24 protein-coding genes are annotated in these 26,036 nt (G+C 73.0%); 10 read left to right on the plus strand and 14 right to left on the minus strand.

Translation table 11 applies throughout. The features are described from left to right. Positions 1-16 precede the first annotated feature (16 nt). On the plus strand, positions 17-1,315 hold the full coding sequence (locus tag AB0P07_RS05150) for an aldolase/citrate lyase family protein (protein ID WP_365545281.1): 1,299 nt from the start codon (positions 17-19) through the stop codon (positions 1,313-1,315). Here AB0P07_RS05150 and AB0P07_RS05155 read toward each other — a convergent pair. Continuing rightward, positions 1,296-2,171, minus strand: coding sequence for a hypothetical protein (locus AB0P07_RS05155; RefSeq protein ID WP_365545283.1), 876 nt, complete (start codon positions 2,169-2,171; stop codon positions 1,296-1,298). The genes AB0P07_RS05150 and AB0P07_RS05155 overlap by 20 nt on opposite strands. A 120-nt stretch (positions 2,172-2,291) precedes the next feature. Then, a complete protein-coding gene (locus AB0P07_RS05160; protein ID WP_365545286.1) occupies positions 2,292-3,368 on the minus strand; it encodes a LacI family DNA-binding transcriptional regulator in 1,077 nt (358 codons plus the stop codon). A 213-nt stretch (positions 3,369-3,581) separates the two neighbouring features. On the opposite strand from AB0P07_RS05160, the gene AB0P07_RS05165 reads away from it, so the two are divergent. The 3 genes from AB0P07_RS05165 to AB0P07_RS05175 all read left to right on the plus strand — a co-directional run bounded on the left by AB0P07_RS05165 (position 3,582) and on the right by AB0P07_RS05175 (position 6,317). Then, a complete protein-coding gene (locus AB0P07_RS05165; protein ID WP_365545289.1) occupies positions 3,582-4,535 on the plus strand; it encodes an ROK family protein in 954 nt (317 codons plus the stop codon). Positions 4,536-4,911: 376 nt separating this feature from the next. Continuing rightward, positions 4,912-5,106 carry a hypothetical protein gene (locus tag AB0P07_RS05170; protein ID WP_365545292.1) on the plus strand — a complete coding sequence of 65 codons (195 nt, stop codon included), beginning with the start codon at positions 4,912-4,914 and terminating at the stop codon, positions 5,104-5,106. 167 nt (positions 5,107-5,273) lie between these two features. Beyond that, positions 5,274-6,317, plus strand: a complete 1,044-nt coding sequence (locus AB0P07_RS05175; RefSeq protein ID WP_365545295.1) for an NUDIX domain-containing protein — start codon at positions 5,274-5,276, stop codon at positions 6,315-6,317. 2 nt (positions 6,318-6,319) lie between these two features. On the opposite strand, the gene AB0P07_RS05180 is transcribed toward AB0P07_RS05175, so the two are convergent. Both AB0P07_RS05180 and AB0P07_RS05185 read right to left on the minus strand, forming a co-directional pair. Then, positions 6,320-7,015 (minus strand): MBL fold metallo-hydrolase, encoded by a 696-nt coding sequence (locus AB0P07_RS05180; protein ID WP_365545297.1) that lies wholly within the window; start codon positions 7,013-7,015, stop codon positions 6,320-6,322. A gap of 84 nt (positions 7,016-7,099) precedes the next feature. Then, a complete protein-coding gene (locus tag AB0P07_RS05185) occupies positions 7,100-8,455 on the minus strand; it encodes a dipeptidase (protein WP_365545300.1) in 1,356 nt (451 codons plus the stop codon). A 144-nt stretch (positions 8,456-8,599) separates the two neighbouring features. On the opposite strand from AB0P07_RS05185, the gene AB0P07_RS05190 reads away from it, so the two are divergent. The 3 genes from AB0P07_RS05190 (at position 8,600) to AB0P07_RS05200 (ending at position 12,308) form a co-directional block, all read left to right on the plus strand. Then, positions 8,600-9,868, plus strand: coding sequence for a geranylgeranyl reductase family protein (locus AB0P07_RS05190; protein WP_365545303.1), 1,269 nt, complete (start codon positions 8,600-8,602; stop codon positions 9,866-9,868). A gap of 530 nt (positions 9,869-10,398) precedes the next feature. Further along, a complete protein-coding gene (locus AB0P07_RS05195; protein ID WP_365545305.1) occupies positions 10,399-11,646 on the plus strand; it encodes a sensor histidine kinase in 1,248 nt (415 codons plus the stop codon). Further along, complete coding sequence (locus tag AB0P07_RS05200) at positions 11,643-12,308, plus strand: response regulator transcription factor (protein WP_365545308.1); 666 nt, start codon at positions 11,643-11,645, stop codon at positions 12,306-12,308. The genes AB0P07_RS05195 and AB0P07_RS05200 overlap by 4 nt, the downstream gene beginning before the upstream one ends. Here AB0P07_RS05200 and AB0P07_RS05205 read toward each other — a convergent pair. After that, complete coding sequence (locus AB0P07_RS05205; protein WP_365545312.1) at positions 12,269-12,553, minus strand: DUF6332 family protein; 285 nt, start codon at positions 12,551-12,553, stop codon at positions 12,269-12,271. The genes AB0P07_RS05200 and AB0P07_RS05205 overlap by 40 nt on opposite strands. Before the next feature lie 76 nt (positions 12,554-12,629). On the opposite strand from AB0P07_RS05205, the gene AB0P07_RS05210 reads away from it, so the two are divergent. After that, positions 12,630-13,028 carry a MarR family transcriptional regulator gene (locus tag AB0P07_RS05210; protein ID WP_365545315.1) on the plus strand — a complete coding sequence of 133 codons (399 nt, stop codon included), beginning with the start codon at positions 12,630-12,632 and terminating at the stop codon, positions 13,026-13,028. A 22-nt stretch (positions 13,029-13,050) separates the two neighbouring features. Here the strand turns inward: AB0P07_RS05210 and AB0P07_RS05215 are convergent, their stop codons facing one another. From AB0P07_RS05215 to AB0P07_RS05225, 3 genes are all read right to left on the minus strand, one after another. Then, complete coding sequence (locus AB0P07_RS05215; protein WP_365545317.1) at positions 13,051-13,791, minus strand: maleylpyruvate isomerase family mycothiol-dependent enzyme; 741 nt, start codon at positions 13,789-13,791, stop codon at positions 13,051-13,053. A gap of 64 nt (positions 13,792-13,855) precedes the next feature. Next, positions 13,856-15,028, minus strand: coding sequence for an MFS transporter (locus AB0P07_RS05220; protein ID WP_365545320.1), 1,173 nt, complete (start codon positions 15,026-15,028; stop codon positions 13,856-13,858). 80 nt (positions 15,029-15,108) lie between these two features. Further along, complete coding sequence (locus AB0P07_RS05225) at positions 15,109-15,330, minus strand: substrate-binding domain-containing protein (RefSeq protein WP_365545323.1); 222 nt, start codon at positions 15,328-15,330, stop codon at positions 15,109-15,111. On the opposite strand from AB0P07_RS05225, the gene AB0P07_RS05230 reads away from it, so the two are divergent. Next, on the plus strand, positions 15,317-16,483 hold the full coding sequence (locus AB0P07_RS05230; RefSeq protein WP_365545326.1) for a ricin-type beta-trefoil lectin domain protein: 1,167 nt from the start codon (positions 15,317-15,319) through the stop codon (positions 16,481-16,483). The genes AB0P07_RS05225 and AB0P07_RS05230 overlap by 14 nt on opposite strands. Positions 16,484-16,540: 57 nt before the next feature. Here the strand turns inward: AB0P07_RS05230 and AB0P07_RS05235 are convergent, their stop codons facing one another. Genes AB0P07_RS05235 through AB0P07_RS05250 form a run of 4 tightly spaced genes read right to left on the minus strand, consistent with a single transcriptional unit; the run spans position 16,541 to position 21,072 of the window. Further along, positions 16,541-17,920: a GH1 family beta-glucosidase gene (locus AB0P07_RS05235; RefSeq protein WP_365545328.1), complete on the minus strand. Its 1,380-nt coding sequence runs from the start codon at positions 17,918-17,920 to the stop codon at positions 16,541-16,543. A 55-nt stretch (positions 17,921-17,975) separates the two neighbouring features. Then, positions 17,976-18,803: a carbohydrate ABC transporter permease gene (locus AB0P07_RS05240; RefSeq protein WP_365545331.1), complete on the minus strand. Its 828-nt coding sequence runs from the start codon at positions 18,801-18,803 to the stop codon at positions 17,976-17,978. A 5-nt stretch (positions 18,804-18,808) separates the two neighbouring features. Then, positions 18,809-19,762 carry a sugar ABC transporter permease gene (locus AB0P07_RS05245; RefSeq protein ID WP_365545863.1) on the minus strand — a complete coding sequence of 318 codons (954 nt, stop codon included), beginning with the start codon at positions 19,760-19,762 and terminating at the stop codon, positions 18,809-18,811. A gap of 23 nt (positions 19,763-19,785) precedes the next feature. Then, positions 19,786-21,072 carry a sugar ABC transporter substrate-binding protein gene (locus AB0P07_RS05250; RefSeq protein ID WP_365545334.1) on the minus strand — a complete coding sequence of 429 codons (1,287 nt, stop codon included), beginning with the start codon at positions 21,070-21,072 and terminating at the stop codon, positions 19,786-19,788. 284 nt (positions 21,073-21,356) lie between these two features. Between AB0P07_RS05250 and yicI the strand changes: the two genes are divergently transcribed. After that, the gene (gene yicI / locus AB0P07_RS05255; RefSeq protein ID WP_365545337.1) at positions 21,357-23,627 is read left to right on the plus strand and encodes an alpha-xylosidase; all 2,271 of its coding nucleotides are present in this window, start codon (positions 21,357-21,359) and stop codon (positions 23,625-23,627) included. A gap of 10 nt (positions 23,628-23,637) precedes the next feature. On the opposite strand, the gene AB0P07_RS05260 is transcribed toward yicI, so the two are convergent. Further along, positions 23,638-24,840 (minus strand): cysteine desulfurase-like protein, encoded by a 1,203-nt coding sequence (locus tag AB0P07_RS05260; protein WP_365545339.1) that lies wholly within the window; start codon positions 24,838-24,840, stop codon positions 23,638-23,640. A gap of 131 nt (positions 24,841-24,971) precedes the next feature. After that, complete coding sequence (locus AB0P07_RS05265; RefSeq protein WP_365545342.1) at positions 24,972-26,033, minus strand: ABC transporter permease; 1,062 nt, start codon at positions 26,031-26,033, stop codon at positions 24,972-24,974. Positions 26,034-26,036 lie beyond the last annotated feature (3 nt).

The following is a 26,036-nucleotide window of genomic DNA, read 5'->3' on the forward strand; positions in this document are numbered from 1 at the left end:
ATCAGGAGGGTGTCGGATGGGTCAGCAGGAGAAGGTGGCAACGAGCCTCGCGGGCGCCGTCGGCGAGGAGATCAGTGCCTCCCTCGCGCCGGTCGACGCGGAGCTGGAGCGCCGCTACCCCGGAGACCCGGGCACCCGCCAGCCCGTCCACACCGTGTACGTCCCCGGTGACGTCTTCGCCGCCGACACCATCCGCTCCTGGGGCGAGAAGGCCCTCACCGCACTCGACGAACACGCCCCGGACGCCGCCTCCTTCGCCGCCGTCCTCGGCCTCGCCGACGACCTCGCCGAGCCCGTGTACACCCGCGTACGCACCAAGCTGGAGCGCGAGCCGATCGAGGACCTGCGCGTCGACTTCGAGGACGGTTACGGCAACCGTACGGACGCCGAGGAGGACGAGGCGGCCGCCCGCGCCGCCCGGCTGGTCGCCGAGGCGTACGAGCAGGGCACGGCCGCCCCGTACATGGGCATCCGCATGAAGTGCATGGAGGCACCGGTGCGCGCCCGGGGCATCCGCACCCTCGACGTCTTCCTCAGCGGCCTGATGGAGGCCGGCGGCCTGCCCGACGGACTGGTCCTCACCCTGCCCAAGGTGACCTACCCCGAGCAGGTCACCGCCATGGTGCGGCTCCTGCAGGCCTTCGAGAAGGCGCGCGGTCTCACGCCCGGCCGGATCGGCTTCGAGATCCAGATCGAGACCAGCCAGTCCATCCTCGCCGCCGACGGCACCGCCACCGTCGCCCGCATGATCCAGGCCGCCGAGGGCCGCGCCACCGGCCTGCACTACGGCACCTTCGACTACAGCGCCTGCCTCGGCGTCTCCGCCGCCCACCAGGCCAGCGACCACCCGGCCGCCGACCACGCCAAGGCGGTCATGCAGGTCGCCGCCGCCGGCACCGGCGTCCGCGTCTCGGACGGCTCGACCAACGTCCTGCCGGTCGGCCCCACCGCCCAGGTGCACGACGCCTGGCGCCTGCACTACGGCCTCACCCGCCGCGCCCTGGCCCGCGCCTACTACCAGGGCTGGGACATGCACCCCGGCCACATCCCCACCCGGTACGCGGCCGTCTTCGCCTTCTACCGCGAGGGGTTCGAGCAGGCCGCCGCCCGCCTCGCCCGCTATGCCAACCGCACCGGCGGCGACGTCATGGACGAGCCCGCCACCGCCAAGGCGCTCAGCGGCTACCTGCTGCGCGGCCTGGACTGCGGCGCCCTCGACATCGGCGAGGTCGCCCGGCTGACCGGCCTGACCCGCGCCGACCTGGAGAGCTTCTCGGGTCCGCGGCGCGGCGACCTCACGGCATCGGCGCAATAGGCCCCGAAGACGACGTCCGGCCCCCGGCGAAGGGCTCCTCGGGCTCCGCACCCACGTACCGCTCCAGGCCGGACGCCGTCACTCGTCCCTCCTCGGCGAACAGCCGCGTCCCCCGGTCGCACAGCCACCGGTCCGCGCGTGCCCGCGCACAGAACTCCTCCGGCGTCTGGCCGAACAGCTTCCGCAGCCGTGCCGACTCGTGCAGCAACCCCGTGATCAGGGGCCGCTGCTCGCCCGGATGCCGCCGCGGTACGCCGGTGCCGTCGTGCAGGACGCCGTGGCGGTTGACGTACGCGTACACAACGGCCGGCACCGAGCCGTCCCCCGGCTCCACGCGGACGTCCGGCGTGGGCAGCCGGACGCGGTCGAAGTTGCCGCCCGCCATCGGCACGCCCTCGCTGGCGTCGATCACCGCGAGCTGCTCGGCGTCGAGCCACAGCACGAACAGCTCCCGCACGACGCCGGGGGCGCCCACCGGCGAGGCGGACACGTAGCCCATGCGGCTCACGTGCGCGGAGACGCCGATGTCCAGCCCGGTGACCCGCGACCTGACCATCGGGACCGGCGAGTCGATCCCGAACTCGGCCATCTTGTGCCGCAGCTGGGCCGGGCTCGCGTTGGAGCCGATCGCCAGCACCGGGACCCGGCCGTCCGCCTCCTCCCACTCCTCGCGCGCCGGCCGGTCCAGCGGCAGCAGCCGGTCCCCGACCAGCAGCCCGGACTCGCGGGGCCACGCGCCCGGATACAGCAGCGGCTCCTCGCGCGGCACCCCGTCCAGCCCGAGCGCCCGCAGCGTACGGTCCTCGCCGGGCGGCCCTGCGGCGGGTGCGCGGTCCTCGCTCGGTGGTGGGGACACGGTGTGCTTCCTCCCGACGGTGGGGGTGGGACAGGGCGTCGGCCCGCCCGCGTGCGGGCCGACCGGCTCACAGGCCCGGCCGTGTCCGGCCGGGCGGGCCGGTCGTCCGTCGCGGCCGGCTCAGTCGGCCGGCGGCAGCTCGCCCGAGCCCCGGGTGACCAGTCTGGTCGGCAGTTCGATGCGGTCGGGGGCGAGGAGAGTGCCGTCCAGCTGGCGGAAGAGCCGCTCGGCGGCGGTGCGGCCGAGGGCGGCCGCGTCCTGCGCGACCACGGTGACGCCCGGCCGGAGCAGGTCGGCCAGCTCGATGTCGTCGAAGCCGACCAGGGCCACACCCCGGGTGTGCTCGGCCAGGACCCGGATCACGGTGACCGTCACCCGGTTGTTGCCCGTGAAGATCGCGGTCACCGGGTGCGGGTCGGCGAGCATCTCCTCGGCCGCCTGCCGCACCCGCACCGGGTCGGTGACACCCAGGGACATCCAGGAGTCCTTGACCGGTATCCCCGCGTCCTCCATGGCGGCCCGGTAGCCGCGCAACCGCTCGGCGGCGGTGTGGATGCGGGGCATGTCGCCGATGAAGCCGATCCTGCGGTGCCCGTGCGCGATCAGGTGGGCCACGCCGTCACGGGCCCCGCCGAAGTTGTCGGAGACCACCACGTCCGCGTCGATCTGCCCCGCCGGACGGTCCACGAACACGGTGGCGACGCCCGCCTTCAGCTCGGGCTCCAGATACCGGTGGTCGTCCCCGGCGGGGATCACGACCAACCCGTCCACGCGGCGTGCGCACAGCGCCAGCACGAGCTCCTGCTCGCGGTCCGGGTCCTCCGCGCTCGACCCGTTGATCAGCAGGGCGCCGTGGGCGCGGGCCACCTCCTCGACGGCGCGGCTGAGCGGCCCGTAGAACGGGTCGGCCAGATCCTCCAGGACCAGGCCGATGCTCGCGGTGCGGCCCTTGCGCAGGACCCGTGCGCTGTCGTTGCGGCGGAAGCCCAGCGCGTCGATGGCCTCCTGGACGCGGCGCTCGGTCTCCGGGGTGACGCCGGGCTCCCCGTTGACCACCCGGGAGACGGTCTTGAGGCCGACACCCGCCCGGGCGGCGACGTCCTTCATCGTCGGGCGGTTGCCGTAACGGTTCCCGGGGAGGCGGTCTGCGCGGCGGGTCGTGTCGGGCACGATGCGGTGTCCTGTCCTGTCGTCCACGGGAATGCGTCGGCTCCTGCTGTCCGGGGGGATGTGCCGGTGATGGGTTTGTATGAGGATGTGGCGTCGAGCATAGAGCCTGGACAACGTTGTCAGATGCGGGAGACACTGTCCATCGCACTCTCCGGCCCTCGTCCCCACCGCGGGGCCGGTCGCCGCGCGCTCTTGTGTACGGCTTTATCGCTTTCGGTCCGACGGGGAGATCCGACTCTGATGCACACCGACCTCGTGGCAGCGCTGGACATCGGCGGCACCAAGATCGCCGGCGCGCTGGTGGACGGCCACGGCCGTATCCAGGCGCGCGCACAGCGTGCGACACCCGCCCGGCAGGACGGTGACACCGTGATGGGGGCCGTCGAGGCCGTCCTCGCGGAGCTGATGACGTCGCCCCTGTGGGGCAGGGCCACGGCCGTCGGCATCGGCAGCGCGGGCCCGGTGGACGCCTCGGCCGGTACGGTCAGCCCGGTGAACGTGCCCGGCTGGCGCGACTACCCGCTGGTCCGGCGGGTCCGGGACGCCGTGGGCGGGCTGCCCGTGGAGCTGATCGGGGACGGGGTGGCCATCACGGCCGCCGAACACTGGCAGGGTGCCGCCCGAGGGCACGACAACGCGCTGTGCATGGTGGTGTCGACGGGCGTCGGCGGCGGTCTGGTGCTGGGCGGTCGGCTGCACCCCGGACCGACCGGCAACGCCGGCCACATCGGTCACATCAGCGTCGACCTCGACGGCGACCCCTGTCCGTGCGGTGCGCGCGGCTGCGTGGAGCGCATAGCGAGCGGCCCCAACATCGCCCGCCGCGCCCTCGACGCAGGCTGGCTGCCCGGCCCGGACGGCGACACCTCAGCCGCCGCGGTCGCCGCCGCCGCCCGACGGGGCGACCCCGTCGCCGTCGCCTCCTTCGAGCGGGCCGCGCAGGCGCTGGCCGCCGGTATCGCGGCCACCGCGACCCTGGTCGAGATCGACATCGCCGTGGTCGGCGGGGGTGTGGGGAAGGCGGGCGAGGTCCTCTTCGCCCCCTTGCGCAAGGCGCTCACCGACTACGCGACGCTCTCCTTCGTCCAGCGGCTGGTGGTCGTTCCCGCCCAGATGGGCACGGACGCCGGGCTGGTCGGCGCGGCCGCGGCGGCCCTGTCACGGACGGCGAGCGCGCCGGCCGCGCACGTCTGAGTGCGGAAGGCCCGGCCGGTGTGCGGCTGGGCGCGGTGGTGCGGCGGGGCGCGCGTCGGGAGTACGACGGCGGTGCGACGGGCGGACGCGCCAGGGCGCGGGGGTGTGGCGGGGCGCGTCCGGCCACGAGGTTGCGGTGGGCGTGGGCGTCCGGGTGCGGTTCGGTGGTGGTGCCGTGGCCCCGAGCGCGTCGCCGTGCGGTGGTGGGACGGTCGAACGCGTCCGGGTTCCGCGTGTGGTGGCGCGCGCCCGTTCGGGCATGGCGGTGCGGCCCGCACACGCGGCTGAGTCCGGGAGCCGGTGGGAGCGCCGATGTGTTCGCGGGCTTTCCCGGCCGTGCCCGTGACCCCGGCGCGTCGGCGTAGTTGAACGGGGCATGAAGAAGCGCAGCATGCTCGCCCTCGCGTCCCTGGCCACCGGCTTCGTCGTCGCGGCCGTCAGCCCTTCCCACGCCGCCCCGAGCGACCTCCCGCTCAATCTCGACGTGGACGACACCGTCAGCACCCTGCAGGACACCGTCGCCACCGACAGCCTGACCGTGGACAAGGACGCCCTGGGACCGCTGGGCTGACGCCCCCGGCCGGGGCGACGCGCCCTGCCCGGACCTCAAGGCGCCGGTGCCCCTCGGGGGCGCCGGCGCCGTTGTCATATGCCCTTTCGCGCGCCCTCAACTCCGCCTGGTTTCCGTGGCAGGGTGAAGCGGGCAAGCCACAGGGGGCCAACAGAAGAGGGGGACCTGTGACCGTCGTCTGGATCAACGGCGCGTTCGGTGCGGGGAAGACCACCACCGCACGGGAACTGATCGAACTGATCCCGAACAGCACACTCTTCGACCCCGAGGTCGTCGGCGGGGCGCTCGCGCACCTCCTGCCACCCAAACGCCTGGCCGAGGTGGGCGACTTCCAGGACCTGCCGATCTGGCGCCGGATGGTGATCGACACGGCGGCCGCGCTCCTCGCCGACCTCGGCGGGACGCTCGTGGTCCCGATGACCCTCCTGCGCCAGGAGTACCGGGACGAGATCTTCGGTGGTCTCGCCGCCCGCCGGATCGACGTCCGGCACGTCCTGCTGGCCCCGGCCGAAACGATCCTGCGGGACCGCATAGCGAGCCGGGAAATACCCGAGGGCCTGCCGGACGGCGAGATGCGGGTACGCCAGTGGTCCTACGACCACATCGAGCCCTACCGCGCGGCCCTCGCCTCCTGGCTCACCGCCGACGCCCATCCCGTCGACACCGGCGCCCTCACCCCGTACCAGGCCGCCGCCCGGGTCGCCGAGGCCGTCGGCACGGGCGCCGTGCCGGCCTGCGAGATCGTGCAGACCCCGGAACCCACCGGCGAGACCGTCGCCGCCGGAGTCCTGCTCTTCGACGACCGGGACCGGGTCCTGCTCGTCGACCCCACCTACAAACCCGGCTGGGAGTTCCCCGGCGGCGTGGTCGAACCCGGCGAGGCACCCGCCCGCGCCGGTATGCGCGAGGTCGCCGAGGAGACCGGCCTCCACCTGCGGGACGCACCCGCCCTGCTGGTCGTCGACTGGGAACCCCCGGCGCCCCCCGCCCACGGCGGTCTGCGGCTGCTCTTCGACGGCGGCCGGCTCGACTCCGCGGACGCCGACCGGGTCCTGCTGCCCGGCGCCGAGCTGCGCGCGTGGCGCTTCGTCACCGAGGACGAGGCCGCCGCCCTGCTGCCCCCGGTCCGCTACGAGCGGCTGCGCTGGGCACTGCGGGCCCGCGAGCGCGGCGCCGCCCACTACCTGGAGGCGGGCACGCCGGTCGGCTGACGTCAGCCCGCCGCCCCGTACGTCCGCGCCGAAGCCCTCAGTACCTCCCCGGCCCACGCGGTCACCGGATCCCCGTGACCGAAGCAGGCCACCTCCGCGTCGAGGGCCGCCAGCCGCCCGAAGGACGCCACCGCCCGGTCCCGGTCGAGGTTGAACACGCCGAGCAGCACCGTGCCGTCGACCGGCGAGGCGGCGACCGCGTCCCCCGTGCACAGCACGCCGTGGGACGGGAGGTGCAGCGCGACGCTCCCGTCCGTGTGGCCCGGCGCGTGGACGATCCGGGCCCCGCCGCCGAAGTCCAGGATGTCGCCGTCCACCACCTCGGTCACCCGGTCCGGCCGGGCGAAGCCGCCTCGCGGGAGCCGACGCACGGCGTTCTCGTACAGCGGACGCTCCCAGTCCTCGAGCACGGGCGGCGGGCCGGACACCTTGCCCCGTACGACGGGCGCCTCGACGGCGTGCGCCACCACCTCCGCCCCGGTGAGCACGGCCACCTCCTGCGCCCCGCCCGCGTGGTCCTCGTGGAAGTGGGTGAGCACGACCCGCCGTACCCGGCCGGCGGCCCGCGCGGTCTCGACGACGCGCGCGCCGTACCCGGCCGGTCCGGCGTCGATCAGCGTCACCTCGTCGCCGTCGCGCCAGAGATACGCCTGACCGACCGGGAAGCGCAGCAGGTGCAGGCACGGAAGGATCTCCACGACGTCCGTACGACGACCGTAGGCAGGGCCCCGCCGGGTGGCGAGGCCCCTCTGCCGACGGCAGAACGCGGTGCGGGAGCCGGCTCAGCTCGCCGCGTAGTTGCGCAGGAAGTGGGCCTCGGCCACCGACAGCCGCTCCAGCTCCCCGGGGGAGACGCTCTCGTTCACGGCGTGGATCTGGGCCTCCGGCTCGCTCAGGCCGATCAGCAGGATCTCCGCCTGCGGGTAGAGGGCCGCCAGGGTGTTGCACAGCGGGATGGAGCCGCCCTGACCGGCGTACTGCATCTCCTCGCCCGGGTACGCCACCGCCATCGCGTCCGCCATGGCCTGGTACGCCGGGCTCGTGGTGTCGGCGCGGAACGCCTGGCCCTGGCCGATCTGCTCGACGGCGACCCGGGCGCCCCACGGCGTCCGCGTCTCCAGGTGGGCCCGGAGCAGCTTGGTGGCCTCGGCCGCGTCCACGCCCGGCGGCACCCGCAGGCTCACCAGCGCACGGGCGCCTGCCTGCACCGACGGGGTGGCGCCGACGACCGGCGGGCAGTCGATGCCGAGCACCGTGACGGCGGGCCGCGCCCAGATCCGGTCGGCGACCGAACCGGAACCGATCAGCTCCACGCCGTCCAGCACGCGCGCGTCCTTGCGGAACTGCTCCTCGTCGTAGGCCAGGCCCTCCCACGTGCTGTCCGCCGCCAGACCGTCGACGGTCGTCGAGCCGTCCTCGGCACGCAGCGAGTCCAGTACGCGGATCAGGGCGGCCAGCGCGTCGGGCGCCGCGCCGCCGAACTGACCGGAGTGCAGGTTGCCTTCGAGCGTGTCGACCTTCACGCGCAGCAGCGTCATGCCGCGCAGCGTGGAGGTGACCGTCGGCAGACCGACGCGGAAGTTGCCCGCGTCGCCGATGACGATGGTGTCGGCGGCCAGCAGCTCGGGGTGCGCTTCGGCGTACCGCTCCAGGCCGCCCGTGCCCTGCTCCTCGGAACCCTCGGCGATCACCTTGACGTGCACCGGCACGCCGCCGTTCGCCTTCAGCGCGCGCAGCGCGAGCAGGTGCATCAGCACACCGCCCTTGCAGTCCGCGGTGCCCCGCCCGTACCAGCGGCCGTCGCGCTCGGTCAGCTCGAACGGCGGCGTGACCCAGCCCGCCTCGTCCAGCGGCGGCTGCACGTCGTAGTGGGCGTAGAGCAGCACCGTCTTCGCGCCCTCGGGCCCCGGCAGGTGCCCGTACACCGACTGGGTGCCGTCCGGGGTGTCCAGCAGGGCCACGTCCTGGAAGCCCTCGGCACGCAGGGCCGTCGCTATCCAGTCGGCGGCGCCTTCGCTCTCGCTGCGCGGGAACTGGTCGAAGTCGGCCACCGATTTGAAGGCCACCAGCGCGGCGAGTTCCTCCTTCGCGCGGGGCATCAGCGAAGCGACGGTCTCGGCGACCGGATTCGGCGACATGGGCACGCTCCTTGTGGGTGCGACGTTGTACCAAGGAGTACTTGGAATGACGGGCCGATCCTCCCACAGTGGCCTGCGGCGATGCCCGCCGTAGGATGCGGGGGTCAGGTGCGGCATGCGGTTTGATCGGAGCAGTAGACCATCGTGAGCAGCGAGAACTCTTCGGCGGACGACGCGCGTCAGGTCTGGGACGTGGTCGTGGTGGGCGCGGGACCGGCGGGGGCCTCGGCCGCCTACGCGGCGGCGGTCGCGGGGCGACGCGTCCTGTTGCTGGAGAAGGCCGAGCTGCCCCGCTACAAAACGTGCGGCGGCGGCATCATCGGCCCCTCGCGCGACACCCTCCCGCCCGGCTTCGAGCTGCCCTTCCAGGACCGTGTGCACGCGGTGACCTTCTCGAACAACGGGCGCTTCACCCGGACCCGGCGCTCCCGGCAGATGCTGTTCGGGCTGATCAACCGGCCGGAGTTCGACCTCCAGCTCGTCGAGCACGCCCAGAAGGCGGGCGCCGAACTGCGCACCGGGGCGACGGTGACCCGGGTGGAGCAGCACGGGTCGGCGGTCCCGGACCGGCGCACGGTCGCCGTCGTCCTCCAGGGCGGCGAGACCGTGCTGACCCGGGCCGTCGTCGGCGCGGACGGCAGCGCCAGCCGGATAGGCGCCCACGTCGGGGTGAAGCTGGACCAGGTCGACCTCGGACTGGAGGCGGAGATCCCGGTACCCGAGACGGTCGCCGAGGACTGGAAGGGCCGGGTGCTCATCGACTGGGGCCCGATCCCCGGCAGTTACGGCTGGGTCTTCCCCAAGGGCGACACGCTCACCGTCGGGGTGATCTCGGCGCGCGGCGAGGGCGCGGCGACCAAGCGGTACCTGGAGGACTTCGTGGCCCGGCTCGGACTGGCCGGGTTCGAACCCAGCATCTCCTCAGGCCACCTGACCCGCTGCCGCGCCGACGACTCGCCGCTCTCGCGTGGCCGGGTCCTGGTGTGCGGGGACGCGGCCGGGCTCCTGGAGCCGTGGACCCGCGAGGGCATCTCCTTCGCGCTGCGCTCGGGGCGGCTCGCGGGGGAGTGGGCGGTGCGCATCTCCGAGGCGCACGACGCCGTGGACGCCCGCAAGCAGGCCCTGAACTACGCGTTCGCCGTCAAGGCCGGTCTCGGCGTGGAGATGAGCGTCGGCAAGCGCATGCTGGCGGTGTTCGAGCGCCGGCCCGGGCTCTTCCACGCGGCCCTGACCGGGTTCCGCCCGGCGTGGAAGGCGTTCAAGGACATCACACAGGGCTCGACCTCGCTGGGCGAGCTGGTCCGCGGCCATCCGCTGGCGCAGCGGGCGCTGGCGGCGATGGACCGGCGGCCCGAGCCGACCGAGGCGTCCGCGCCGACCGCGCCGTCCGCCGGGGAGGAGACCGGCGCCTGACCGTCGCCGACGGTCCGTCCGAGCCCGGAGGCCGGTGCCCACCCGGGCCGGACGGTACGCGTCCGCCTGCTCGCCCGCTCGCAGCCCGCCTGCCTGCTCGCCCGCCGCCTGCCTGCCCCGCCGCGTGCACGCCGACCCTCGGGCCGCCGGTGCCGGGCACCGCGGCCCGAGGACACCGTCCCGGCCGCCGCCCGGGTGGGCGACGTACTCCTCGTCACCTGTGCACCTGTGCACCTGTGCACCTGTGCACCTGCGTACCCGCGCACCTGCGTACCCGCGCACCTGCGTACCTGTGCACCCGCGCACCTGCGCACGGGGCAGGCCGGACCGGTGCCGCTGCGGAGCCGCTCTTCGCGGCGGACCGGCTGTTCGTGACGGACCGGCTCGCCCACGCGGCCGGCCCGGGCCGGACCGGGGCCCTCGACGCCCGACGCCCCGTGGCCGTGCGCGGGCGTACTTCGCCGGGAGTACGCGTGACGACCACGCGCGGGTGACGCCGCCCGGCGCGCCCGGCGTCTAGCGTGGCGGACATGGACGGACAGCACGATCCCGCGCGCCGGGCACCGCGGTGGTGGCGGCACGGGCCCGCGTGGTGGGACCGGCGGGGCGACGAGGATGGCGCCCCCCGGTGGCCCTGGCGCTCCACCGTGCTCATCACGGCGTTCGTGCTGTTCGGCTCGAACTTCGCCGCCCACGCCCAGGCGGGGGAGCGGGCCGCCCTGGACCCCTTCGCGCGCGTGCTGCTGTTCGTGACCGGCGCCGCCCTGCTGTGGCGGCAGCGGTACCCGGTGCCGGTCGTGTTCGGCACGGCCGTCACCACCCTGGTTTATCTGGGCGCCGGATACCCGTACGGCCCCGTGTTCGTGGCCGTCGCGGTGGCCTGCTTCAGTGCCGTGGTCGCCGGGCACCGCAAGGCGGCGTGGGCGGCGATGGGAGCCCTGTGGGCCGGGCACGCCCTGGTGGCGCACTGGCTCTACCGGTGGCTGCCGCCGTCCGGGGACTCGGCCGCGTCCTGGGGACAGGAACTCGTGATCGCCACCTGGGTGGTGGCCGTCGCGGCCCTGTCGGAGCCGGCCCGGGCCCGCCGCGAGCAGTGGGCGCGGGAGCGGGCGGAGCGGGCGCAGGCGGCACGGCGGCGCGCGGACGAGGAGCGGCTGCGGATCGCCCGCGAGCTGCACGACGTCCTGGCGCACAGTATCTCCGTCATCAATGTGCAGGCCGGTGTCGGACTGGCCCTCCTGGACACCGATCCGGAACAGGCCCGCACCGCGCTCACCACCATCAAGGACCAGAGCAAGGAGGCGCTCGGCGAGGTGCGGCAGGTACTCGACACCCTGCGCAGCCCGGGGGACGCGCCGCGCGCTCCGGCCCCCGGTCTCGACCGGCTCCCCGAACTGGTCGAGCAGGCGGCGAGCACGGGCCTCACCGTCGAGGTGGCGGGGAAACCGCCGCGCCTGTCGCCCGGTACCGACCTGGCCGCGTTCCGCATCGTGCAGGAGGCGCTCACCAACGTGGTCCGGCACTCGGGTTCCCGGCGCGCGCACGTCCGCCTCGACCGGGACGGGAACACGCTGCTGCTGCGCGTCGACGACGACGGCCCCGCGACGGGAGCCGAGGCGGGCGGCAGCGGCAACGGGCTGGCCGGGATGCGGGAGCGCGCGGCGGCCCTCGGTGGCACCATCGACGCGGGCCAGCGTCCCGACGGTGGCTTCCGGGTGCTGGCGGCCCTGCCGATCGACGTGAAGCACACGACACACCCCAAGGAGGACGACCGGTGATCCGCGTACTGCTCGTCGACGACCAGTCGTTGGTACGGGCCGGCTTCCGGGCGCTGCTGGACGCGCAGCCGGACATCGAGGTGGTCGCGGAGGCCGCCGACGGCGAGGAGGCGGTGCGCTCCATCCGCGAACTGCGCCCCGACGTCGTCCTCATGGACATCCGCATGCCCCTGCGGGACGGCCTCGCCGCGACCCGCGAGGTCACCGGCGACCCGGGGCTGCACGACGTGAAGGTGGTCATGCTCACCACCTTCGAACTCGACGAGTACGTCTTCGAGGCGATCCGCTCCGGCGCCTCCGGCTTCCTGGTCAAGGACACCGAACCCGAGGAACTCCTGCGCGCCGTGAGGGCGGTGGTGGACGGCGACGCGCTGCTCTCACCCGGGGTGACCCGCCGGCTGATCGCCGAGTTCGCGGCCCGCTCCAAGAAACCCGCGGCGGCCGCCGAGATGGCCCGGCTGACCGAGCGGGAGCGCGAGGTGATGGCGCTGGTCGGCATCGGACTGTCCAACGAGGAGATCGCCCGCCGGCTGGTCGTCAGCCCGCTGACCGCCAAGACCCACGTCAGCCGCACCATGGTGAAGCTGGGTGCCCGCGACCGGGCCCAACTGGTGGTCCTCGCCTACGAGTCGGGGCTCGTGCGCCCGGGCTGGCTCGGCTGACCGCCGCGCGCGAACCGGACCAGCACGCTCACCACCCGGACGGCGAACACCACCACGGCGAGCACCGCGCCCGCCCCGACGAGCGCCGTGCGCGGCGTGCCCGTCAGATCGAAGAGATACGCCGGCCCCGCCACCGCGCCGAACAGCACGGCCGCCGCGAACGCCGCGCTGCACAGCGCGTAGCCGATCTCGACGGTGATGGCGTCCCGTTCGCCCTGCGTGCGCCGTCCCCCGTAGGTCTCCATGGTGCCAAGTCTCCCAGAAGGGGCGGGGTTCCGTCGGCGCGGAGACCGCCGCGAAGGGCTCTGCTACGGTGCGCGGATGGCGGCGAAGAAGGCCGAACAGGTGCTCGTGACCCGGTGGCGCTCGATCCTGGTCCTCCACGCCCGTGTCCAGTGCGAACTCGACCGCGCGCTGCACGGACACGGCCTGTGCGCAAGCGACTTCGAGGTCCTGGACGTCCTGGCCGGCACTCCGGACGAGGACGGTCCCGGCTCCTACGGATACCGGGTCCAGGAGATCTCCGAGCGGGTCCACCTCAGTCAGAGCGCGTTGTCGCGTCTGTTCACCCGGCTGGAGAGGGACGGTCTCGTCGAGCGCTCCATGTGCGCCGAGGACCGGCGGGGCGTGCGGGTGGCGCTCACCCCGCAGGGGCGCGCCAGGCACGGCGAGGCGCTCCCGGTGCAGCGGGCGGTGCTGCACCGCATGCTGACCGGCTGACCGACGCCCTCGGGCGTTCGGCTCACTTCCAGGTGACGCCCGACCGCTCGCGCCACAACGCGGCGAGCGCGCCGTCGCCGGTCACCTCCGGGAAGGGCCGGCGGTTCCACAGCGCCGGATAGAGCTGCGCGGCGGGGCCGGACAGCTCGCAGTCGGCGTCCCCCTCCTCCGCCCGCACGGTCACCGGCGGCTGCGCGGACAGCCGTACGGTCCACACCGCGTCCGGCCCGTCCGTCGCCCGCACCCGCAGCGTGCGGGGCTCCTCGGTGCGCACCGCGCTCCTCGGGCGGGCGTGGAAGGCGCACAGCAACTCGTCGATGCCGTCCACCGCGAAGTCCACACCGACGGCGGTGGGTTCGCCGCCGCGGGCCGACTCGGCGTCGATCCGGTGCACGGTCGTCTCGTGCGCCTGCCGCCTGGCCCAGAAGGCCAGCGGTGACGGTGCGGGCAGGAAGTGCCAGCACCGCACGTCGGGCTCGGCGCCGGCGAGGGCGTCGACGAGCCGTTCGTGTCCCTCCCGGAACCAGCTCAGCAGCGGGCCGCCGTCGAGGACGGGCGGGTCGTCTGCCCGCCGGGGGCCGGTGTGCCCCTCGGCGACGAACGCCGTCGCCCAGCGGTGCACCATCCCCGTGTGCCGCAGCAGGTCCCGCACCCGCCAGTCCGGGCAGGTCGGCACCTCGGAGCCGGTGCCCGCCGCCTCGGCGGCAGCAGCCAGCAACGCTCCTTCACGGTCCAGGATCCCGACGTACGCGGCGGTCTTCATGGCAGGCAGTGTGCCGCATGGAGTGCGCTCGACGGCACACCGCGCGGCACCTCCGGGACCCGCTTCAGCCCGGAACCCCCGCGCGTCGGGTCGCTACCGCCACCAGCACGGCCACCGCGGCGAGCGCCGCCACGCTGGTGAGGGCGGCCGGCAGGGAGAACCAGTCGGCCATGAAGCCGATCGCGGGCGGGCCGAGCAGCATGCCGCCGTAGCCCAGGGTGGACGCGGTCGCGACACCGCTCGGGCCGCCGAGCGCACCGGCCCGCTCGACCGCGACCGGGAAGATGTTGGCCAGTCCGAGGCCGGTGATCGCGAAGCCGAACAGCGCCGCCCACACGGACGGGGCGAGCGACCCGAGCAGCATGCCGGCCACCGCGGTGGTGCCGCCCGCCACCACCGTGGCCGTCCGGCCCAGCCGCTCCAGCAGCGTCGTCCCGGTCAGCCGGCCCACGGTCATGGCGAGCGCGAAACAGGAGTAGCCCGCCGCCGCCAGCCCCGGGGAGGCGTCGAGGTCCTGCTCCAGGTGCAGGGCGCCCCAGTCGGCCATCGCGCCCTCGCCGTACGCCGTGCACAGGGCGATCAGGCCGAAGGTGACGACGAGGCGGCGGGTACGACGGTCACGGCGGCGCGGGGCGTCGTCCTCGTCCGGTGTGCGGTCCGGTGGGACGGCGGGCTCGCAGCGCAGCAGGGCGCGGCCCGCGAACAGGGTGACCAGCAGGCCGGTCACGGTGAGGGCGAGCAGGTGCTGCGTCGGCGACAGCGCCCCGGCGACCAGACCGCCGAGCCCCGCGCCGACCATCCCGCCGAGGCTGAACGCCGCGTGGAAGCTGGGCATGATGGGACGCCCCAGTACGGCGACCAGGTCGACGGCGGCGCTGTTGAAGGCGACGTTGATCCCGCCGTAGGCGCTGCCGAAGACAAGCAGCACGGCGCCGAGGGCGAGCGCGGAGTGGGTGAGCGGGGGCAGGGCGATGCTGAGGCAGAGCAGCACCGCGCAGGCGACGGTGACGGGGTGGCTGCCGTAGCGCCGGACCAGCCGTCCGGTGAGCGTCATGGTGACGACGGCGCCCGCCGAGACACCGAGCAGGGCGAGCCCGAGGGCGCTGGCGGAGGCGCCGGTCTGTTCCTTGATCGCGGGGATGCGGACCACCCAGCCGGCGAAGACGAAGCCGTCCAGGGCGAAGAAGGCGGTCAGGGCGATGCGGAGACGGGTGAGACCGGTACGGGAGCCCGGCACGGCGCTGTGCGATCGGGCTTTGTTTATTTGCGGCACAAATGGAGGCTAGGTGCCGGGCGGGCCCGCGGCAAGAGCGTCCGTCAGCCGGCCCGTGCCCCCGCCGTGCTCTCCCGCACCACCAGCCGGTGCGGCGCCTTGGCCTCCGTCGGGGCGGGTGCCGAGCCGTCGATGACGCCGAGCAGGGTGCTGACCGCCGTGCGCGCGATCGCGGCCTTGTCCGGGGCGACGGTGGTCAGCGACGGCGAGCTGTACCGGCCCTCCTGGATGCCGTCCACACCGACGACGGCGATGTCGTCGGGCACCCGCACCAGCGGTCTGCCCGACACCATCGGGCACGGCATCTGGGAACCCTGGTTCCTGCTGGCCCCCGACAACACCCTGGCCTGCTTCATCTCCGACGAGCGGCCCGCGAACAGCCCCACCAACAACCAGGTCATCGGCCACTACACCTCCACCGAGGGCGGCCGCACCTGGAGCGGCACGCTCACCCAGGACGTCGCCTTCCCCGCCGACAACCTCGCCCGCCCGGGCATGTCGATCGTCGTCCCGCTGCCCGACGGGCGGTTCATGATGGCGTACGGGATGTGCCGGGACGCCACCGACGCCGACCACGCCTGCGAGGTGTACACCAAGACCAGCCCCGACGGCCGGAACTGGGCGCCCGCCGACAATCCGGGCACCCTGGTGCGCACCGCCGACGGCAGGGAGCTGCTGCACACCCCCTACCTCGCCCGGGTACCGGGCGGCGGCCCCGACGGCACGCTGCTGATGTCCGGGCAGCGCGTCGTGAGCGGACCCACCGGGAACAAGACCGTGCTGTCGGAGTCCGGCACCGTCGTCTTCGCCAACACCCGCCTCGGCGCGGGGGAGTGGACCGAGATCGAGGCCCCGTTCCTGACCGACCCCACCGGCGGCTACAACCCCGGTGAGCCCTCCCGCCCCGGCTACAGCTCACCGATCGTGCCGCGCGCCGACGGCAGCTCCTTCCTCCACCTGACCGCCACCTGGCTCGGCACCGGCAACCAGTGCCAGGTCCGTTTCGGCACCGGCGGTCTCGGCGGACCGGTCGGCCAGATCACCACGCCGTGGGTCGCGGGCAAGTGCCTGGACGTCGACACCAACACCAGCCGCAACGGCAACGCGGCCCAGCTGTGGGACTGCAACACCGCCACGGGTCAGCGCTGGTCCGTCGCCCCCGACGGCACGGTGCGCGCGTTCGGCAAATGCCTGGACATCGACGGCAACGGCACGGCCAACTTCACCAAGGTCCAGGTGTGGGACTGCGCCCCGGGCGTCGGCGGCCAGCAGTGGCGGCACCGGAGTGACGGCTCGCTGTTCAACCCGCAGTCCGGCCGCTGTCTGGACGTCCCCTCGGGCGGCACCGCCAACGGCACCAGGCTGCAGATCTACGACTGCAACGGCCTCGGTACCCAGAAGTGGAACCTGCCGGCCTGACCCCGGGAGCACCGAGGGCGCGCCGCGTGATCGTCCGCGGGGCGCGCCCTCCTCACCTCACCCGCGGTTCGCGGCGATCAGCTCCCGGTACCAGCGGTAGCTGTCCTTCGGTGTGCGCTCCTGCGTGTCGTAGTCGACCCGCACGATGCCGAAGCGCTTGTCGTAGCCGTACGCCCACTCGAAGTTGTCCAGCAGCGACCACACGTAGTACCCGCGCACGTCCACGCCCGCGTCGATCGCCGCCCGCAGCGCGGTGAGGTGGTCGCGCAGGTAGGCGACCCGGTCGGTGTCGTGCACCGTGCCGTCGGCGGCGGGCGCGTCGTCCTCCGCCGAGCCGTTCTCGGTGATGCGGACCGGCGGCAGCGCGTCGCCGTACCGCTTCTTCAGAGCGACGAGCAGGTCGGTGAAGCTGTCCGGCACGACCGGCCAGTCCATCGCCGTGTGCCGCACCCCGGGAAGCCGTACCTCCTCGTACCGGTTGTCCGTCGCCACGCGGCGGGCCGGGTCGCTCTCGCGGTGCGGGGCGTCGGCGACCACGATCGGCCGGTAGTAGTTGACGCCCAGGAAGTCCAGCGGCTGGGAGATCAGCTCCAGGTCGCCCTCCCGCCGGAAGTCCTCCCCGGTGATCAGCTCGCCCCAGGTCTCCTCCTCGGTGGCCGGGTAGCGGCCGGCGAGGATCGGCTCGGTCCACACCAGGTTGTGCTGGGTGTCCGCGCGGACCACCGCCGCCAGGTCGGCCGGGGAGTGGGTGGCGGGCAGGTTGCGGTCCAGGTTGAGCGTGATGCCGACCTCGCGCACCCCGGCCGCCCGCAGCGCCTTCACTGCCAGACCGTGGCCGACCAGCAGGTGGTGGGCGGCGGCCAGCGCGCCCCGGCCCTCCTGGGCACCGGGCGCGTGCCGGCCGATGGAGTAGCCGAGGAAGGAGCTGCACCACGGCTCGTTGAGGGTGATCCAGCGGGGCACCCGGTCGCCCAGGTGCTCCGCGACCACCGCCGTGTACTCGGCGAACCGCTCCGCCGTGTCCCGCACCCGCCAGCCGCCGACGTCTTCGAGGGCCTGCGGCAGGTCCCAGTGGTAGAGGGTGGCGGCCGGCTCGATGCCCGCCGCGAGCAGTTCGTCCACCAGCCGGGAGTAGAAGTCCAGGCCCTTCGGGTTCACCGCGCCCGAGCCGTCCGGCACGATGCGCGGCCAGGCGATCGAGAAGCGGTAGGAGTCCACGCCCAGGTCCCGCAGCAGGGCCACGTCCTCGGGGTAGCGGTGGTAGTGGTCGCAGGCCACGTCACCGGTGTCGCCGTTCACCACCAGGCCGGGGGTGTGGCTGTAGGTGTCCCAGATCGACGGACCGCGGCCGTCCTCGGTCGCCGCGCCCTCGATCTGGTACGAGGCGGTCGCGGCGCCGAAGACGAAGCCGGGCGGGAAACCGGGGTACTCACTCATGCTGTGCTGTCATCTCCGTGCTTGCGGGGCGTGCGGGTTCAGGCGCGTGCGGGATTCACTTGACGGAACCGCCGGTGATCCCGGCGGCGATGTACTTCTGGGCGAGGACGAGGAGGATCGCGGCGGGCACCGCCGACAGCACCGACGCGGCCATCACCGAGCCCCAGTCGCCGACGTGCGCGCCGATGTACTGGTAGATGCCCAGGGTGATGGGCTTGACGTCGTCGGTCGTGTTCAGGGTGAGCGCGAACATGAAGTCGCTCCACGAGAAGAGGAACGCGAACAGGCCCGACGTGATCAGCGAGTTGCGGCTCATCGGCAGCACCACCCGTACGAAGGCGCGCACCGGACCGGCGCCGTCGATCTGCGCCGCCTCGATCACCTCGCCCGGGATGGACACCATGAAGGAGCGCATCAGCACGATCGAGAACGGGATGCCCAGCGAGGCGTCCGCCAGCATCAGGCCGAAGTAGGAGTTGACCAGGCCCAGGTCGACGTAGGAGTTGTAGAGCGCGTTGGCGATGACGATGCCCGGCACCATCTGGGTGATCAGCGTGCCGAACACGATGGTGCGCGAGCCGCGCAGCCCGAACCGCGCGAGACCGTACGCGGCGGGCGCCGAGATCGCCAGGCAGATGGCGACCGCGCCGAGGGAGACCGCCAGCGAGGTCAGCAGGTGACCGCCCTGGTCGCTGATCGCCTTGGAGAAGCCGGACAGGTCCAGGCTGCCCGGCACCGGATCGACCTGGAGCAGCCCGGAGTCGGGCTGGAGCGCGGTGTTGAGCATCCAGTACAGCGGGAACAGCATCACGCACAGGATGAGTACGCCGGCGACGGTGGAGCCCCAGCGGCGCCGGGAGGCGGTGGGCGTGTGGGAGGCCATGGACGTCACTTCCCCTCGGTGCGGTTGGCCCGCAGGTAGAACACCGCGAACACGGCGGAGATCAGGATGAGTACGTTGCCGACGACGGCGCCCGCGCCGAAGTCCAGCTGGACGAACGAGTTCTGGTAGGTCAGGGTGCCCAGCGTCTGGGTGGCGTCGGCCGGGCCGCCGTCGGTCAGGGCGAGGATCAGGTCGAGGATCTTCACCGTCGACATGAAGCCCAGCACGAGGACGACCGTGACGACGGGCTTGAGCATCGGCAGGGTCACCGAACGGAAGGTCCGCCAGGCCGAGGCGCCGTCCAGGGCGGCCGCTTCGTGCAGTTCCTTCGGGATCTCCTGGAGACCGCCGTACAGGATGACCATGTTGAACGGGATGCCGATCCAGATGTTGACCAGGATGACCGAGAGCAGGGCCATCTCCGGGCTGGTCAGCCAGGGCGTGTGACCGCCGGTCCCGAGCGTGTCCAGGAACGAGTTGAGCACGCCCGTGTCCTGGTCGAGGATGCGCCGCCAGACGATGCCGGACACCACCATGGGCACCAGCCACGGCAGCAGGATCAGGGAGCGCAGCACCCCGTTCAGGGGGAAGCGCCGGCTGAAGAACACCGCGAGCGCCAGGCCGATGCAGAACTGGCCGAGCAGGGAGCCCGCCGTGAACACGAGCGTGTGCCACAGCGCCTTGCCGAACAGGGCGTCCTGGAACACGTTCGACCAGTTGTCGGCGCCGTTGAAGGGCGCCTCACCGGTGAAGAAGGTCTTCGGCGTGTAGTCCTGGAAGCTCATCACGACGTTGCGCACGAGCGGGTAGCCGAAGAACAGCAGCATGAAGACGACGGCGGGGGCGACGAACCCCCACTGGGCGAGCCTGCGGCGGCGCGCGATCCGGCCGGGGTCCGGCGCGGCGGGCGACGTGGGCGCCTTCGCGGGCGCCTGCGTGGAGACGGTGGACGTGGGCATGGGCGTGGTCATGGCGGCGTACCTCAGTTCCCGCTCGTGGCCCGCTGCTGGGCGCGCTTCAGGGCGGTCTCACTGGACTGGCCGGTCAGGGCCGACTGGAAGGCGCTCTGCAGGGCGAGCGACACACTCGACCAGCCGGCGCCGAGCTTCGCCGTCCGGGACCGGGCGACGGCCACCTGGTCGGCCAGGGAGTCCAGCTCGGGCACCTTCTCGCGCCAGACGGCGGCGGCCTCGGCGTTGGCCGGGACCATCCAGCTGTTGAGCGCGTAGGTCAGCTGTTCCTTCTCGCTCGCCAGACACGCGACGATCTTCCCGGCCGTCCTCTCCCGGGCCTCGTCACCGGTGTCGGGCACGGTCAGCACGGCACCGCCGAGCGGGCCCACCGAGTCGTCGCCCGCCTCGGGCACCGGGATCGGCGCGATGCCCCAGTGCAGCGACTCGTCGCTGTTGAGTGTCTCCACCTGCCACGGACCGTTGATCATCATCGCCGCGTTGCCGGCCATGAACTGGTCGTTGACGTCCGCCTGCGTCCAGTTGACCGTCGACTTCGACAGCGAACCGTCCTTCAGCAGGCTCTTCCAGTAGTCCAGGGCCTCGACCACCTTCGGGCCGTCCAGGTCGGTCTCGTCGCCGCCGTTGGACCACATGAACGGCGTGAACTGGAAGACGCCGTCCTCCGCGCCGCCCGCGCTGAGCGCGAGGCCGTACCGCTTGCCCTGCGTGAGCTGCTTCGCCGTCGCCCGCAGTTCGGCCCAGGTGGTGGGCACCTTCACGCCCGCCTTGTCGAGGACGTCCTTGTTGTAGAAGAGGGCGAGGGTGTTCACGGAGCGGGCCGCGCCGTAGTACGTGCCCTTGTAGGAGCCGAAGTCGACGATCCCGTCCGGGATGTCGTCGGTGCTCAGGCCGAGGGTCCTCAGGTCCACCAGACCGCCCGCGTCGGCGAAGGTCGGCATCTCGGACGCGTCGAACTGCACGATGTCGGGCAGCGACTTGGACGACGCCATGCGCAGCGCCTTCGTCATCACCTGCGAGGCGGGGACGCTCTGCTGCTCGATGGTGATGCCCAGCTCCTTGCCGCAGCGGGCCATCGCCTCCGCGTCCCAGCGGTGGTACGACTCGTCGGTCGAGGAGTTCATCACGGTGTACGTGCCGGCGTCGCGCTGCTGTCCGCAGCCGGCCAGCGCCGCTGCGGAGACCAGCACGGACACGGCGGTGACGGGGGCGATGACTCGGCGTGAGCGTCCTCGCCCGCGGCGCGTGGCAGCCGGAGGGTGTGCTGTCAAGGCGAGCGAGGTGAAGCGCTTCGACATGGTGCGGCCCTTGCTGTCGTACCGTCCGGCTTCCTCGCCGGACCGATTTGTTTGGTGTGATGACTAATACGTCACGGACCCGCTTCCGCGCTAGAGCAAAGTGGCCCCTCTCTCTTCGCTCCGTGCGGTGACGAAGTTGTTCTCCGACGTAATAGTTACTGGTCAGAGCGGTGTGAGTGCCGCAAACGCCTCGGCGCGGGGATTTGTCTTGTGTACGATCACATCGCTGTGAGACGGCCTCCGTGCTCCCCATCCGACAGCTCCCGCCCCACCCGAGGAAGATCATGAAGTTCACCGACGGCTTCTGGCTCATCCGTGAGGGCGTGCATCTCTCGTACGCCACCGAGGTACGCGATGTACGTCCGCAATCGAAGCGCTTCACCGCCCATGCCGCCGTGAAGAAGGTGACGCGGAGGGGGGACACGCTCAACGCGCCGCTCCTCACGGTCGAGTGCTTCTCTCCCGCCGAGGGCGTCATCGGCGTCCGCGTCACCCACCACGCCGGCAAGCGCCGGCCGGGCCCCGACTTCGCGCTCACCGAGGCGGAGGACGGCGCCGGCGAGGTGCGCCAGGAGGGGACCGTCACCGAGCTGACCAGCGGCCCGCTCACCCTCCGCCTGGACCGCGAGGGGCCCTGGGGCCTCACCTTCCGCGACGCGGACGGACGCGAGCTGACCCGCGCCGACGCCAAGAGCACCGCCTTCGCCACCACCGGCGACGGCGCCCACCACATGCTCGGCCGCCTCACCCTCGGCGTCGGCGAGCAGATCTACGGCCTCGGCGAGCGCTTCACCCCGTTCGTCAAGAACGGCCAGGTCGTCGACATGTGGCAGGCCGACGGCGGCACCAGCAGCGAGCAGGCCTACAAGAACGTCCCGTTCTACCTCTCCTCGCGCGGCTACGGCGTCTTCGTCAACCACCCCGGCGCGGTCTCCTTCGAGGTCGGCTCCGAGTCCGTCGGCCAGGTGCAGTTCAGCGTCGAGGACCAGGCGCTGGAGTACTACGTCGTCGCCGGGCCCACCCCGAAGGACGTCCTCACCCGCTACACCGCCCTCACCGGCCGCCCCGCCCTGCCGCCGGCCTGGTCCTTCGGCCTGTGGCTCACCACCTCCTTCACCACCTCCTACGACGAGCAGACGGTCACCTCGTTCGTGGACGGCATGGCCGAGCGCGGCATCCCGCTCTCCGTCTTCCACTTCGACTGCTTCTGGATGCGCGAGTACCAGTGGTGCGACTTCGAATGGGACCCGGACGTCTTCCCGGACCCGGACGGCATGCTCGCCCGGCTCAAGGCCAAGGGGCTCAGGGTCAGCGCCTGGATCAACCCCTACATCGCCCAGAAGTCCCCGCTCTTCGACGAGGCCGCCGCCCTCGGGCACCTGGTGCGCAGGCCGGACGGCGACATCTGGCAGTGGGACCTGTGGCAGGCGGGCATGGGCCTGGTCGACTTCACCAGCCCGGCCGCCCGCGACTGGTACGCCGGCAAGCTCAAGCCGCTGCTGGACCAGGGCGTGGACTGCTTCAAGACCGACTTCGGCGAGCGCGTCCCCACCGACGTGGTCTGGCACGACGGCTCCGACCCGGAGCGCATGCACAACTACTACACGCACCTGTTCAACCGCACCGTCTTCGAACTCCTGGAGAAGGAGCGCGGGCAGGGTGAGGCCGTCCTCTTCGCCCGCTCCGCGACCGCGGGCGGCCAGCAGTACCCCGTCCACTGGGGCGGCGACTGCTGGTCGTCCTTCGAGGCGATGGCCGAGTCACTGCGGGGCGGCCTGTCCCTGTCCCTGAGCGGCTTCGGCTTCTGGAGCCATGACATCGGCGGCTTCGAGGGCACGCCCGACCCGGCCGTCTTCAAGCGCTGGCTCGCCTTCGGCCTGCTCTCCTCGCACAGCCGGCTGCACGGCTCCTCGTCGTACCGGGTGCCGTGGGAGTTCGGCGAGGAGGCCGTCGACGTCGCCCGCCGCTTCACCCTGCTCAAGCACCGCCTGATGCCCTACCTCTACGGCGTCGCCGCCGAGGCCCACCGCACCGGCGTGCCGATGATGCGGCCGATGGTCCTGGAGTACCCGCACGACCCGGGCTGCCGGACGCTGGACCGCCAGTACATGCTCGGCTCCGACGTCCTGGTCGCCCCGGTCTTCACCGAGGACGGCGAGGTCGAGGTCTACCTCCCCGAGGGCACCTGGACCCACCTCCTGTCCGGCGAGCGCGTCACCGGCCCGGCCTGGCGCACCGAACGGCACGGCTACGACAGCCTGCCGCTGTACGTCCGCGAGGGCGCCGTCCTGCCGCTGGCCTCCGACGACCGGCGGCCCGACGGCGACTGGCTGGACGCCCCGACCCTGCTGGTCCACCCGACCGCCGACGCCGGCTGCACGGCCGAGGTCACCGTGCCCGACCTGCTGGGCACTCCGGCCGCGACCTTCCGGGTGCGGCGCGAGGGAGACGTCCTGCGGGTCACCGCCGACGGCACCGACCGCCCCTTCACCGTCCGGGTCGCGGGCGGCGCGAGCGCGGAGGGCGAAGGGGAGGTGACCGTACCGCTGTCGTGAGGCGGCGGGCTCAGCGGTCTAGGCCGGCCAGCGCGGTCAGGAGGCGGTCCACGTCCGCCGCGCTGGTGTAGGGCGCCAGTCCGACCCGGACGGCGCCCTCGTCGCCCAGGCCCAGGCGGCGCGAGGCCTCCAGGGCGTAGAACGACCCGGCGGGCGCGTCGACGCCCCGCTCGGCCAACTGCCGGTACACCTCGCCCGGGCGCAGGCCCGCCACGGTGAACAGCAGCGTCGGCGTGCGCCGGGCGGCCCGCGCGTACACGGTGACGCCGTCCAGACCGGCCAGGCCCCGCTCGATCCGCTCGCGCAGCACCTGCTCGTGGGCCTCCAGCGCGGCGAACGAGGCGACGAGCCGGTCCCGGCGCGTGCCGCGCGCCTCCGGCTCCAGCCCGGCCAGGAAGTCCACCGCGGCACGGGCACCGGCCAGCAGCTCGTACGGCAGCGTGCCCAGCTCGAACCGCTCCGGCACGGCGTCGCTGGAGGGCAGCAGCTTGTCCGGCCGCAGGGTCTGGAGGAACTCCGGCCGGGCCGCCAGCACTCCGAGGTGCGGCCCGAGGAACTTGTACGGCGAGCACACCAGGGTGTCCGCGCCGAGGGCCGACGGGTCGACGACGGCGTGCGAGGCGTAGTGCACCGCGTCGACGTGGCACAGCGCGCCCACGCCGTGCGCCAGCCGGGCGATCGCCGGCAGGTCGGGCATCGTGCCGATCAGGTTGGAGGCGGCCGTCACCGCCACCAGCCTGGTACGCGGGGAGAGCACCGCCTCGACGTGCTCGGGGCGCAGTTCACCGGTGGCCGGGTCGAAGTCGGCCCACCGCACGGTCGCGCCGACCGCCTCCGCCGCCTGGATCCAGGGCCGGATGTTGGAATCGTGGTCCAGCCGGGTGACGACCACCTCGTCCCCGGGGCCCCAGGACTTGGCGAGCGTCCGGGACAGGTCGTAGGCGAGCTGGGTCGCGCTGCGGCCCAGCACGATCCCCTGCGGCTCGGTGCCCAGCAGGTCGGCCAGCGCGTCGCGGGCGTCCGCGACGATGCCGTCCGCGTTGCGCTCGCCCTCGGTCGTCCGGCCGCGGTTGGCCAGCGGGTTGGACAGTGCCTCGGCGATCGCGTCGATGACGGGCTGCGGGGTCTGGGTGCCGCCGGGCGCGTCGAAGCGGGCGGAGCCGGACTTCAGGGCGGGTATCTGCGCGCGGATCGCGTCGACGTCGAGGGCCATGTACGCACTCCAAACGAAGGCGGGAGCTCCCGGAAGCAGGGGCTCCCGGGCCCGGGACCCCCGGAAGCGGGGAATGTCGCCTCATGATCGCAGCAGGCCGCCGATCGGGACAGATGTCCGCGACGGTCCGGTCAGGACTCCTGCGCCCCCGTCGGATCCTCGTCGCGGCCACCGGGGTGCCGGTGCCGCCAGATCCAGAAGACCGTGCAGGACAGCAGCGCCCACCCGCCCAGCACCAGGAACGGGAACGCGTGCTGGTGACCCTGGAAGTACACCGCGGTGTGCTGCGCGTTGACCGAGCCGCCGGGCGGCAGCCACCGGCCGATCGTCCCCAGCGGCGACGGCAGCAGCGGCCAGGACACCGCGCCGCCGGAGGAGGGGTTGCCGATGATCACCATGAGACCCCAGGTGGGCAGCATCGCCCAGCGGCCGAACAGGGTGTTGAACATGGTGAAGACCATGCCGGACACGAACATGGTGAGCGCCAGGATGAGCCACGACTCGGCGAACGGAAGGTTCAGCGCACCCAGCAGCCAGTCCACCGTGGCGGCGATGACGAAGCCGCCGAGCAGCGCGTAGGCGGCCGTGAACAGGATGCGCTCGAACGGCGTGAGCGAGCGCGCGTGCACGCTCAGCTGGATCGCCCCGACGAAACCGATGATCACGGCGGCCAGCGAGATGTAGAAGATCGCCAGCCCGCGCGGGTCGCCCTCCTGCAACGGATTGACGTCCCGGACGGTGACCCGGACGCCGAGCTTCTTCCCCACGGCGGGCGCCGTTTGCGAGAGCAGTTCCGCAACCGAGGCGCCGGACGCGCTGGACACCTCGAGAGCGGCGGTGCGCCCGTCGTCGCGCAGCTCGAAGACCGCGAAGACCTCCTGCTGCTCGATCGCCTCGCGGGCGGCTGCGCGGGTCTCGTAGGGATGCACCTTCACCGAGGTGTTCAGTGCCTTCTCCAGACCGCGAAGGTAGGCCTGCGCGCCCGCCTTCTCGTACGAGCCGACCACGGCCGTGGGGATCAGGCGCGGCGTCGGGTTCGCCATGGAGTAGGTGTACGAGCCCGCGAAGAGACCCGCCGAGGCCGCGAGGATCAGCACCAGGACGGTGGCCGGCCAGAACGGCGTCCGCCGGAACGCGGACCATCGTCCGCGCACCGGGGGACCCCCGTCGGCGTCCTGGGACGTGTGCGCCATGTC

It is taken from the genome of Streptomyces sp. NPDC085944 (genome assembly GCF_040686295.1).
Classification (GTDB): domain Bacteria; phylum Actinomycetota; class Actinomycetes; order Streptomycetales; family Streptomycetaceae; genus Streptomyces; species Streptomyces salinarius.